At 71.2% G+C, this 12,000-nt stretch carries 8 protein-coding genes; 4 read left to right on the top strand and 4 right to left on the bottom strand.

Annotation, left to right across the window (positions count from 1 at the left end; translation table 11 throughout):
- Positions 1-5 precede the first annotated feature (5 nt).
- The 4 genes from AB0L56_RS06590 (at position 6) to AB0L56_RS06575 (ending at position 4,415) form a co-directional block, all read left to right on the top strand.
- Positions 6-1,766, top strand: coding sequence for an SDR family oxidoreductase (locus AB0L56_RS06590; protein WP_365419677.1), 1,761 nt, complete (start codon positions 6-8; stop codon positions 1,764-1,766).
- Positions 1,767-1,895: 129 nt separating this feature from the next.
- The gene (locus AB0L56_RS06585; RefSeq protein ID WP_361026868.1) at positions 1,896-2,444 is read left to right on the top strand and encodes an RNA 2'-phosphotransferase; all 549 of its coding nucleotides are present in this window, start codon (positions 1,896-1,898) and stop codon (positions 2,442-2,444) included.
- A gap of 82 nt (positions 2,445-2,526) precedes the next feature.
- Entirely contained in the window at positions 2,527-3,429 is a 903-nt protein-coding gene (locus AB0L56_RS06580; protein ID WP_361026865.1) for an LLM class flavin-dependent oxidoreductase, read from the top strand.
- Between the two features lie 98 nt (positions 3,430-3,527).
- On the top strand, positions 3,528-4,415 hold the full coding sequence (locus AB0L56_RS06575) for an HAD family hydrolase (protein ID WP_361026862.1): 888 nt from the start codon (positions 3,528-3,530) through the stop codon (positions 4,413-4,415).
- Between the two features lie 4 nt (positions 4,416-4,419).
- Here AB0L56_RS06575 and AB0L56_RS06570 read toward each other — a convergent pair whose 3' ends face one another.
- The 4 genes from AB0L56_RS06570 to AB0L56_RS06555 all read right to left on the bottom strand — a co-directional run bounded on the left by AB0L56_RS06570 (position 4,420) and on the right by AB0L56_RS06555 (position 11,715).
- Positions 4,420-5,478, bottom strand: a complete 1,059-nt coding sequence (locus AB0L56_RS06570) for a peptidoglycan DD-metalloendopeptidase family protein (protein WP_365419672.1) — start codon at positions 5,476-5,478, stop codon at positions 4,420-4,422.
- Between the two features lie 157 nt (positions 5,479-5,635).
- Positions 5,636-9,172, bottom strand: coding sequence for a thiol reductant ABC exporter subunit CydD (gene cydD / locus AB0L56_RS06565; protein ID WP_365419669.1), 3,537 nt, complete (start codon positions 9,170-9,172; stop codon positions 5,636-5,638).
- A gap of 12 nt (positions 9,173-9,184) precedes the next feature.
- Entirely contained in the window at positions 9,185-10,189 is a 1,005-nt protein-coding gene (gene cydB, locus AB0L56_RS06560) for a cytochrome d ubiquinol oxidase subunit II (protein ID WP_365419667.1), read from the bottom strand.
- Positions 10,190-10,209: 20 nt separating this feature from the next.
- On the bottom strand, positions 10,210-11,715 hold the full coding sequence (locus tag AB0L56_RS06555; RefSeq protein WP_365419666.1) for a cytochrome ubiquinol oxidase subunit I: 1,506 nt from the start codon (positions 11,713-11,715) through the stop codon (positions 10,210-10,212).
- Positions 11,716-12,000: the final 285 nt, after the last annotated feature.

The raw sequence follows: 12,000 nt of genomic DNA, 5'->3' as shown, positions 1-12,000 counted from the left end.
CCGGTGTGACGGGACTGAAAGGCGCGCGAGAGCGCCGGGTGCGTACGGGCGGGGTCGAACTCTGCGTGGCCGAACTGGGCGACCCCGGGCGGCCGACGGTCGTCCTGGTGCACGGTTACCCGGACAGCAAGGAGGTGTGGTCCGAGGTCGCGCCCCGGCTCGCCGGCCGATTCCATATCGTGGCGTACGACGTCCGCGGCCACGGCCGGTCCACGGCGCCGCGTCCGCTGCGCGGCGGGTTCACCCTGGAGAAGCTGACCGACGACTTCCTGGCCGTCGTGGACGCCGTCAGCCCCGACCGGCCGGTGCATCTGGTGGGGCACGACTGGGGGTCGGTGCAGTCCTGGGAGTTCGTGACCGTCGGGCGCACCGCGGGACGGATCGCCTCCTTCACCTCGGTGTCGGGCCCGTCGCTCGACCACTTCGGGCACTGGATCAACCGCCGGGTGAAGCGGCCGACCCCGCGCCGGGTCGGCCAGTTGCTGGGCCAGGGCGCCAAGTCCTGGTACGTGTACCTGCTGCACACGCCCGTGCTGCCGGAACTGGCCTGGCGCGGGCCGCTCGGCAGGGCCTGGCCGCGGATCCTGGAGCGTCTCGAGAGAACGCCCGGGGACGGTTATCCGACCGCGTCCCTGCGGTCGGACGCGGCCCACGGCGCCTGGCTCTACCGGGACAACGTGCGGCGCCGGCTGCGCAGCCCGCGTGCGGACGCCTACGCGGACGTGCCGGTGCAGCTCGTCACGCCCCTGGAGGACGCGTTTCTCTCGGAGGGGCTCTCCGAGGATCTGGAGCAGTGGGCTCCGCGGCTGACCCGGCGGACGCTGCCGACCCGGCACTGGGTCCCGCGCAGCCGCCCCGATCAGCTGGCGGCATGGATCTCCGACTTCGTGACGTCGGTGGAGGCGGGCAGGCCGGAGGCGTCCGCCGCGGGTCGGTACGCCGACCGGTTCGGCGGGCAGCTGGTCCTGGTCACGGGGGCCGGCAGCGGCATCGGGCGGGCGACCGCGCTGGCGTTCGCGGAGGCGGGTGCGCGCGTGCTGGCGGTAGACCGGGACGCGGAGGCCGCGGTCCGTACCGCAGGGGAGGCGCGTCGTCGCGGCGCGGCGGCGGCCTGGGCGGAGACGGCGGACGTGTCCGACGAGCAGGCCATGGAGAAGCTGGCCGAGCGGGTGACCACCGAGCACGGGGTGGTGGACGTCCTGGTGAACAACGCCGGCATCGGGCTGGGCGGATCGTTCTTCGACACCACCACGGAGGAGTGGAAGAAGGTCCTGGACGTCAATCTGTGGGGTGTGATCCACGGCTGCCGGCTCTTCGGGAAGCGGATGGCGGAGCGCGGACAGGGCGGTCACATCGTGAACGTGGCCTCGGCGGCGGCGTTCCAGCCGTCCAGCGCGCTGTCCGCCTACGGCACGTCCAAGGCCGCGGTGCTGATGCTGAGCGAGTGCCTGCGTGCGGAGCTGGCGGGTCGGGGGATCGGCGTCTCGGCGATATGCCCCGGGTTCGTCGACACCGCCATCACCTCCACCACGCGGTTCGCGGGCGTGGACGCCGAGGAGGAGCGGCGCCTGCGGCGGCGGATGGCGCGCCTGTACGGGTTGCGCGGCTACCCGCCGGAGAAGGTCGCGGCCGCGATCCTGCGGGCGGTGGTGCGCGACGAGCCGGTGGTGCCGGTCACCCCGGAGGCGAGGACTGCGTATGCCCTGTCGCGGTGGATGCCGGGCGCGTTGCGGAGGATCGCGCGGGTGAAACCGCCGCTGCGGTGACGCCGTTGGGAGGCGGCGGTTGTCCACAGGATCCCCAAGTCCCCTGTGGATAAACGCACTTAGCTGTGGATCAAACTTCCGGGGCAAAAGCGATCGCATGATGCGCGTCTCTCCCGGCAGTCTGGACGGATGGACGAAAGACGCACCGTCAAGGTGTCGAAGTACCTCGCCCGGCATCTGCGCCATCAGCCCGGGAGGATCGGACTCACTCTCGACGAGGGAGGCTGGGTCGAGATCGATGCGCTGATCGCGGCGGCGTCCGCGCACGGCTTCCGGTTCACCCGGGAGGAACTGGACCATGTCGTCGCCACCAACGACAAGCGGCGCTTCGCCGTCGAGGGCACCCGGATCCGCGCCAGCCAGGGGCACAGCGTCGAGGTCGACCTCGAACTGCCGACCGCCACCCCGCCGCCGTATCTCTACCACGGCACCGTCGCCCGGAACCTGGAGGCGATCCGCGCCGAGGGGCTGCGCCCCATGAACCGGCACGCCGTGCACCTCTCGGCCGACCGCGAGACGGCCACCCGCGTCGGGGCCCGCCGGGGCAGGCCGGTCGTGCTGTCCGTGGACGCGGGTGCCATGCACCGCGACGGCCATGTCTTCCACGTCAGCGCGAACGGCGTGTGGCTGACGCAGGCCGTACCGAGCCGGTACCTGCGTTTCCCCGGCAGCCGCTGACCTGCATGATCCGCGGGCGCTGACGGACGCGTGGCCCAGGTGTTTCACGTGAAACATGCGGCGGCGGCATAGGCTCAGGGCCATGAGTCTGCGCCTGAGCACCGTGATCCTCCCCTACCGCCGCTGGCACGAAGGCAGCCGTATGGCATGGATGCGCGCCGAGGAACTCGGCTTCCACACGGGCTACACCTACGACCATCTGTCCTGGCGCAGCTTCCGGGACGGCCCGTGGTTCGGCGCCGTCCCCACCCTGACCGCCGCCGCGGCCGTCACCGACCGGATGCGCCTCGGCACGCTCGTGACCTCGCCGAACTTCCGGCACCCGGTCACCCTCGCCAAGGAACTGATCTCCCTCGACGACATCTCCGGCGGCCGTGTCACCCTCGGCATCGGCGCCGGTGGCACCGGCTTCGACGCCACCGCGCTCGGCCAGGAGCCGTGGACCCCGCGCGAGCGTGCCGACCGCTTCGCCGAGTTCGTGCCGCTGCTCGACCGGCTGCTCACAGATGACTCGGTCTCCTACGAGGGCGACTTCTACGCGGCGCACGAGGCACACAACATCCCGGGCTGTGTACAGCGGCCCCGGCTCCCCTTCGCGGTGGCGGCCACCGGACCGCGCGGACTGCGGCTCGCGGCGCGCCACGGGCAGGCGTGGGTGACCACGGGCGATCCCAAGCTGTACGAGAGCGGCACGCCCGAACAGTCTGTTCAGGCCATTCGCGGTCAGGCGGAGAGGCTGGCCGACGCGTGCGCCGCAATCGGCCGGGACATGACCGGACTGGACAAAATCCTGCTCACCGGATTCACCCCGGACCGGAACCGTCCGCTGGAGTCCCTGGACGCCTTCGTCGACTTCGCGGGCCGCCACATCGAGCTGGGATTCACGGAGATCGTTGTCCACTGGCCCATCCCGGACACGGACTTCGCCGCGGACCAGAAGGTCTTCGAACGCATCGCCATGGAAGCACCGGCACAGCTGCGGTGAGCCAGGACGGCAGCCCGCCCCGCCGCACCAGCGAGAAGACCGCTGGTGACGGCGGTAATCACTCAGATGCGCGGAGTCCCGAACGGTCGTGCGGGCATATGCGGGACAATGGCCGGGTGACTTCAGCGACCCGACAGCCCGAGACCCCGGCAGCCCTCACCCCACCGCGGCTCATCGCGACCGACCTCGACGGCACCCTGCTGCGCGACGACAAGTCGGTCTCCCCCCGCACCATCGCCGCACTGGCCGCCGCCGAGGAGGCCGGCGTCGAGGTCTTCTTCGTCACCGGCCGCCCGGCCCGCTGGATGGACGTCGTCAGCGACCATGTCCACGGCCACGGCCTCGCCATCTGCGGAAACGGTGCGGCCGTCGTCGACCTGCACGGCGGCCCCGGTACCCACCGGTTCGTGAAGGTCCGCGAGTTGCCCCGCAAGAACGCCCTCGACGTGGTCCAACTGCTGCGCGACGCAGCCCCCGGCACCGTGTACGCCGTCGAGCAGACCTACGGCTTCAACCAGGAGCCCGACTACCCGAAGCTGCACATGGAGATCCCGGACACCCTCGCCCCCGCCGAGGACCTGCTGGCCCCGGACTCCCATACCGCGGGCGAACCGGTGCTCAAGATCCTCGCCTACCACCCCGAGCTGGATCCCGACGCCTTTCTCACCCTGGCCCGGATCGCCATCGGCGACCGCGCCGACGTCACCCGCTCCAGCCCCAGCGCACTCCTGGAGATCAGCGGCCCGGGGGTGTCCAAGGCCAGCACGCTGGCCTTGTGCTGCGCCGAGCGCGGCATCTCCCATGAGGAGGTCGTCGCCTTCGGGGACATGCCGAACGATGTCGAGATGCTGACCTGGGCGGGCCGCTCCTACGCGATGGGCAACGCGCACCCGGACGTGCTCGCCGCCGCCTCGGGCCGCACCGTCGCCAACAACGACGACGGTGTGGCCGTGGTGATCGAGCAGCTGATCGACGGGCGCCTGTAGCCGCTCAGAGCGCCACCCCGTGCCGGGCCAGCCACGTCACGGGGTTCACGGCCGAGCCCATCTCGGGGGTGACCCGCACCTCGAAGTGCAGATGCGGCCCCGTGGAGTTGCCACTGGTACCGGACTGCCCGATCCACTGCCCGGGCGTCACCCGGTCGCCCTGGTCGACGGCGACCGCGGCGAGATGGGCGTACTGGGTGTAGTAGCCGCCCGCGTGCTGGACCACGATCTCGATGCCGAAGGCCCCTCCGCAGGACACCTTCACCACCTTGCCGGTCCCCACGGCCCGCACCGGCGTGCCGATCGGCACCGCGAAGTCCTGCCCGGAGTGCCGGTTCGCCCACCGCGCGCCGCCGCTGCCGTACGACGCGGACAGCGCGTACGTCTCCACCGGCGCCACCCAGCTGCGGTCGAACCGCGTCTCCGGCTGGTCCAGCCGGACCGCGCCGCGGCAGGCGCCCGCCGCGACCGAGGCGTCCGCCTGCCCCTGCAGCTTCCACCGCGCCGTTTCGAGCTTGGCCTCGATGCGCTGCTTCAGGCCGGCGAGTTCCTCGTTCCGCTTCTCCAGCCTCCGCCAAGCCGCCGCGGCCTTCGCCTCGTCCCGGACCAGCCGGGCCTCGGCCCGCTCGCTCCTGTCGATCGCCTTGTCCAGCGTCACCTCGGCCTGTGCGACCGCCCGCTGACTGCGCATCAGTTCGTCGGGATCGTCCGCGAGCAGCATGTGCGCGGTGAGGGGCAGCCCACCGCCGTCCCGGTACTGGGAGCTGGCGATGCGGCCCAGGCCCTTGCGCAGGCCGGCCATCTCCTGCCGCTCCCGGTCGATCCGCTTTTCCAGCCGCTGGGCCCTGGCCCGCTGCTGCTCCGCCTCACGGCGGCCGGCCTCGTACCGTTCCGTCGCCGTGGCCGCCTCCTCGTACAGCCGCGCCACCTCCGCGCCGATGCCGGAGGCGGAACCGTGGCCGGGGGCGTGGGAGCCGTCGCGGTCGGCGGGCCGGGCGGCGAGCACGGCAAGCGCGCACAGCAACACGGCGACGAGCAGCGGATGGCGGCGAGTGAAGCGCATGACTGCGATCCTGGACCCCGTCCCGGCACGCGGTCCTGTTCACGTCGTACACATGGGGGAGCACTCACCCCGGACGGCCCATCCATACCGCCGAACAGCCTTCGCCGGTAGGAGCTTGACGTCCTGTCACACACAACCGCCCTGTGACGCCGTCTGTCTAACGGGCCGCCACCAGCAGTTCCGCGTCCTCCTCCCGCCGCGCCATCTCCCGCAACGGGCCGTCCACAGCGCGGAGTTCCGCGTACGGTCCGCGCTGGACCACCCGTCCCCCGTCCAGCACGACGACCTCGTCCACCGCCTCCAGGCCGGCCAGCCGATGGGTGATGAGCAGGGTCGTGCGGCCCTCGGTGGCCGCGAGCAGATCGGCGGTGAGCGCGTCGGCGGTCCGCAGGTCGAGGTGTTCCGCGGGTTCGTCCAGTACCAGCACGGGGAAATCCGCGAGCAGTGCCCGGGCGAGCGCCAGCCGTTGCCGCTGTCCGCCGGACAGCCGCGCCCCGTGCTCACCGACGAGCGTGTCGAGCCCTTCGGGCAGGCCGTCGGCCCATTCCAGCAGCCGGGCCCTGCCGAGCGCGTCGCGCAGCTCGTCCTCGGTCGCGTCCTTCCGGGCGAGTAGCAGGTTCTCCCGTATCGAGCTGTTGAACAGGTGCGCGTCCTGCGCACACAGGCCGACCAGCCGCCGTACGTCGTCGCCGTCGAGGGCGCACGCGTCCACACCGGCCAGCGTGTACGAGCCCGCGCCCGGGTTCAGGAACCGCAGCAGCACCTGGGCGAGTGTCGTCTTGCCCGACCCGGAGGCGCCGACCACCGCGACACGGCGGTCCCGTTCCAGGGTCAGGTCCAGCCCGGCGAGTGCGTCCCGGCTCTGCCCGGCGTGCCGGGCGGCCAGCCCCTTGACGACGAGCGGGAACGGGGACACGGGCGCCTGCCGGGGCGGCTCCGGCTCCCGTACCGGCACCGGGGCGTCCAGAACCTCGTACACGCGCTCGGCGCTCCGGCGCACCCGCTGCCGGTATTGCACGGCGAGCGGCATTCCGAGGACGGCCTCGAACGCGGCCAGCGGGGTGAGGATCACGACGGCCAGGGCCACACCGTCCAGCCGCCCGGTGGCCACGGCCCCGACGCCGGCGACCGCGGCGGCCGCGACGGTCAGCCCCGAGATCAGTGCGGTGAGCCCGTCGCCGAGCGCGGTGGCGGTGGCCGCGCGCGAGGCGATCCGGGTGAGTGCGCCGTCGGCCCGGTGCGCCTCGGCGGTCCGTGCGGGCAGGGCACCGGCGACGGTCAGTTCGGCGGTGCCGGTGAGCACATCGGTCACCCGGGTCGCGAGGACGCCTCGGGCCGGTGCCAGCCTGCGTTCCGCACGGCGGGCCACGGCACCGGTCAGCAGGGGCACGCCGGCGCCCGCCGCGAGCAGCCCGGCCGCGAGCACGGCCCCGGCCTCGGGCAGCAGCCACGCGGTGAAGCCGACGGACAGGGCGGAGACGGCCACGGCCGCACCGGCCGGCAGCAGCCAGCGCAGCCAGTAGTCCTGGAGGGCGTCCACATCGGAGACCAGACGGGAGAGCAGGTCGCCCCGGCGGGAGCCGCGCAGCCCGGCGGGCGCCAGCCGTTCGAGGCGCCGGTAGACCGCGACCCGGGTGTCGGCCAGCATGCGCAGGACGGCGTCGTGCGACACGAGCCGCTCGGCGTAGCGGAACACGGCTCGCCCGATGCCGAAGGCCCGGGTGGCCGTCACGGCCACCATCAGATACAGCACGGGCGGCTGCTCCGATGCCCGCGAGATGAGCCATCCGGACGTCGCCATGAGCCCGACGACGCTGCCCAGGGCGAGGCTGCCGAGCAGCAGCGCGAGCGTGAGCCTCCCCCGCCGGGCGCCGGACAGGGCGCGGACGCGGGCCAGGACACCGCCCGGTACCGGGTCCGCCCCGGTCCCGGCGGAGGCGCCGGGGAGCGGACCGTCCGGCGGCGGCTCCACGGCGTACACACCGTCCTCGGCCGGCCCCACTGCCGGGTCCTCCGGGAGACCGGTCACCGGGCGCACGGGTTCTCCGTGGGACTGGGCAGGGGCCGGTTCCGCCAGCCGCACCACCCGGTCCGCGACGGCCAGCAGAGCCGGCCGGTGCACCACGAGCAGCACCGTCCGGCCGGCCGCCAGCCGCCGCACCGCCGCCACGACCTCCGCCTCGGTGGCGCCGTCCAGCGCGGCCGTCGGCTCGTCGAGCAGCAGGACGGGCCGGTCCGCGAGAAACGCGCGGGCCAGCGCGAGCCGCTGCCGCTGCCCGGCCGACAGTCCCGCTCCGTCCTCTCCGAGCACGGTGTCCGTGCCCTCGGGCAGCGCGTCCACGAACTCCAGCGCGCCCGCGTCCCGCAGCGCGCGCCGTACGGCGTCGTCGTCCGCCCCGGGCCGGGCCAGCCGTATGTTCTCCGCGATCGTCCCGGCGTACAGATGCGGCCGCTGCGGCACCCAGGCCACGCGGCTGTGCCATGCGGCGAGATCGAGCCCGGCCATATCGGCGCCACCGATCCGCACCCGTCCCTCCGCAGGCCGGACGAACCCCAGCAGTAGGTGCAGCAGGGTCGACTTCCCCGCTCCGCTCGGCCCGATGAGCGCGACGGTCTCCCCGGGGGCGACCGTGAAGGACACACCGGTCACGGCGTCCGTGTCCCGGCCCGGATAGCGGACCGTCACGTCCTCGAAGGAGACGGCGCCCGTCGGCACCGCGCCGGTTCCGGGGGCGGGGACGGGTGTCTCCAGTACGGCGAAGATCTCCTCGGCTGCCCCAAGGCCCTCCGCCGCCGCGTGGTACTGGGCGCCCACCTGCCGCAGCGGCAGATAGGCCTCCGGCGCCAGGATCAGGATGAGCAGGCCGGTGTAGAGGTCCATCTCGCCGTACACGAGCCGCATGCCGATGGTCACGGCGACGAGTGCCACCGAGAGCGTGGCGAGCAGTTCGAGCGCGAAGGAGGAGATGAAGGCGATCCGCAGCGTGCGCATGGTGGCCCGCCGGTACTCGGCGGTGATGCGCCGGATCGACTCCGCCTGGGCCTTGGCCCGTCCGAACACCTTCAGCGTCGGCAGCCCGGCGACGACATCGAGGAAGTGGCCGGAGAGCTGGGACAGCAGCAGCCACTGACGGTCCATCCGGGACTGGGTGGCCCAGCCGATCAGCACCATGAAGACCGGGATGAGCGGCAGCGTGCCGACGATGATCGCCGCCGAGACCCATTCCTCGGTGACGATTCGCGCCAGCACCGCCACCGGTACGACCACCGCGAGACCCAGCTGGGGGAGGTAGCGGGAGAAGTAGCCGTCGAGCGCGTCGACTCCCCGGGTCGCCAGGGTGACCAGCGATCCGGTGCGCTGTCCGGCAAGCCACTCCGGCCCCAGAGCCGTCGCCCGGCTCAGCAGCCGGCCCCGCAGCTCCGACTTCACCGCCGCGCTCGCCCGGTGCGCGGCCAGTTCGGTCAGCCAGCCGACCAGACCCCGGCCGGCCGCGACGACCGCGAGCAGCAGCAGGGGAGTGCTCAGGTCGCCGACGGACAGACCGTCCTCGAACGCGCCCACCACGATCTCGGCGATGAGCATGGCCTGGGCGATGACCAGCACCGCGCCGAGGGCGCCCAGGCCGACGACCGCCACCAGGAAGCCTCGGGTGGCACGCGCGTACCGGAGCAGTCGCGGGTCGATTGGTTTCACGTGAAACACACCTCAGTGCACGGGATCGGCGATGTGCTGGGTGCCGATCCGCTTGCGGAACACCCAGTACGTCCAGCCCTGGTAAAGCAGCACTACCGGTGTGGCGATCACCGCCAGCCAGGTCATGATCTTCAGGGTGTAGGGGCTGGAGGAGGCGTTGGTGACGGTGAGGCTCCAGTCCGCGTCGAGCGTGGACGGCATGACGTTCGGGAACAGGGTCAGGAAGAGCATCGCCACGGCGGCCACGATGGTGATGCCGGACAGGGTGAACGACCATCCCTCGCGTCCGGCCCGGTTCGCCAGCAGGGCGGCGACCAGCGCGGCGACCGCGACGGCCAGCGCGACCAGGCTGGTGCCGTCACCGTTGCCGGCCTGCGTCCACAGCAGGAAGGCCGACGCCAGTACGGCGGTGACGAGCCCCACGCGCAGGGCCAGCCTGCGTGCCCGTTCCCGGATCTCACCGACCGTCTTGAGCGCCGTGAACACCGTGCCGTGGAAGGTGAACAGCGTCAGGGTGACCAGACCGCCCAGCAGGGCGTACGGGTTGAGCAGATCCCAGAAGCTCCCCACATACTCGAAATCGGCGTCGATCTTCACCCCGCGCACGATGTTGCCGAAGGTCACACCCCACAGGAACGCCGGGAGCAGCGAGGTCCAGAAGATCGCCGTCTCCCAGTTGCGCTGCCAGCTCTCCTCCGGCCGCTTCGCCCGGTACTCGAAGGCGACGCCACGGATGATCAGGCAGACCAGGATGACCAGCAGCGGAAGGTAGAAGCCGGAGAAGAGCGTGGCGTACCACTCGGGGAAGGCGGCAAAAGTGGCACCGCCGGCCGTGAGCAGCCACACCTCGTTGCCGTCCCAGACGGGACCGATGGTGTTGATCAGCACCCGCTTCTCGGCCCGGTCCCGGGCCAGCAGCCGAGTGAGGATGCCCACCCCGAAGTCAAAGCCCTCAAGAAAGAAGTAGCCGGTCCACAGGACGGCGATCAGAACGAACCAGACGTCGTGCAGTTCCATGACAGTACGGCTCCCTCGGCCTAGTACGAGAAGGCCATCGGCTTGTCGGCGTCACGCACGTCGCCGCCGAGCCTCGTGGGCGGATTGAGGTCGGACTCGCTGAGCTCGGGCGGGCCGGCCTTGACGTACTTGGCGAGCAGCCTGACCTCGATGACGGCAAGGACGGCGTAGAGCAGGGTGAAGACGGACATCGAGGTGATGACCTCGGCGGTGGAGACACCGGGGGAGACGGCGTCCTCGGTCCGCATCACGCCGTAGACCACCCAGGGCTGACGGCCCATCTCGGTGAAGATCCAGCCCCAGGCGTTGGCGATGAGCGGGAACGCCATGGTCCACAGCGCCAGGAGCCAGTACAGCCGGGTGAGCCGGGAGCCGAGCGGCTTCTTCAGCAGCATCAGGTGCGGCACCTCATCCTCCCCGGTGCGGTGGGCAGCAGGCAGCAGGAACTTTCTGCGGGTGAGCCACAGACCGAACAGACCGAGCGAGAACGAGGCCATGCCGAAGCCGATCATCCAGCGGAAGCCCCAGTAGGCGACGGGGACGATGGGCTTGTAGTCCCCGGGGCCGAACTTCTCCTGGAGGGCCTCGTTGGTGTCGTTGATGCCGGGCACGTAGGACTCGAAGTCGCTATGGGCGAGGAAGGACAGCAGGCCGGGTACCTCCAGGGCGACCTCGTTGTGTCCCTTGTCGACGTCCCCGTAGGCGAACACGGAGAAGGGCGCCGGTTCCTCGCCGTCCCACAGGGCCTCCGCGGCGGCCATCTTCATCGGCTGCTGCTCGTACATGACCTTGCCGAGGGTGTCGCCGCTGACCGCGGTGAGGAGTCCGCCGACCGCCAGGGTGACGAGGCCGAGCCGGAGCGAGGTGCGCATCACGGGGATGTGCTTCTTGCGCATCAGGTGGAAGGCGGCGATGCCCACCATGAAGGCGCCGCCGGTGAGGAAGGCGGCCGAGAAGCTGTGGAAGACCTGGTTGAGCGTCGTGTTCTGGGTGAGCACCAGCCAGAAGTCGGTGAGCTCCGCGCGGCCCTTCTCCTCGTTGATCCGGTAGCCGACCGGGTGCTGCATCCAGGAGTTGGCGGCGAGGATGAAGTACGCCGACAGCAGGGTGCCGATCGAGACCATCCAGATGCAGGCCAGGTGGATCTTCTTGGGCAGCCGGTCCCAGCCGAAGATCCACAGGCCGATGAAGGTGGACTCGAAGAAGAAGGCGATCAGCGCCTCGAAGGCGAGCGGGGCCCCGAAGACGTCACCGACGAACCGCGAGTAGTCGGACCAGTTCATGCCGAACTGGAACTCCTGGACGATGCCGGTTACCACACCCATCGCGATGTTGATCAGGAAGAGCTTGCCCCAGAACTTCGTCGCCCTGAGGTACTTCTCCTTCCCGGTGCGCACCCAGGCGGTCTGCAGCCCGGCGGTGAGGGCGGCCAGCGAGATCGTCAGGGGAACGAAGAGGAAGTGGTAGACGGTGGTGATACCGAACTGCCATCGCGCCAGGGTCTCCGGCGCCAGAGCAAGATCCACGTCGTCGCTCCTTACTCAGCGGTGGTCACAGCGACCGCTTGTTACTCAGCGGTGGCTGTGACCGCTTGATCCCGTTCATCCCCGCGCATCTCGGGAAAACGGGATGCGCTTGTGAACGCGTTCACATTCACAAGCAATTATGACTTACTGCTTTTCCGACCAGGAAGGGGGGTCCCCTGTGATGTCAACCCCTTCGCGCCGTCTTCGGAACAACGGTCTCGAACACCGGCTCCGCCGGAACATGCGAAGGCGGCCGGCGGATGCCCGCCGGCCGCCTCAACGTGC

It is taken from the genome of Streptomyces sp. NPDC052079 (genome assembly GCF_040680275.1).
Lineage (GTDB): Bacteria > Actinomycetota > Actinomycetes > Streptomycetales > Streptomycetaceae > Streptomyces.
Note: the sequence above shows the minus strand (reverse complement) of the source record. Positions and strands in the feature narration are given on the sequence as shown.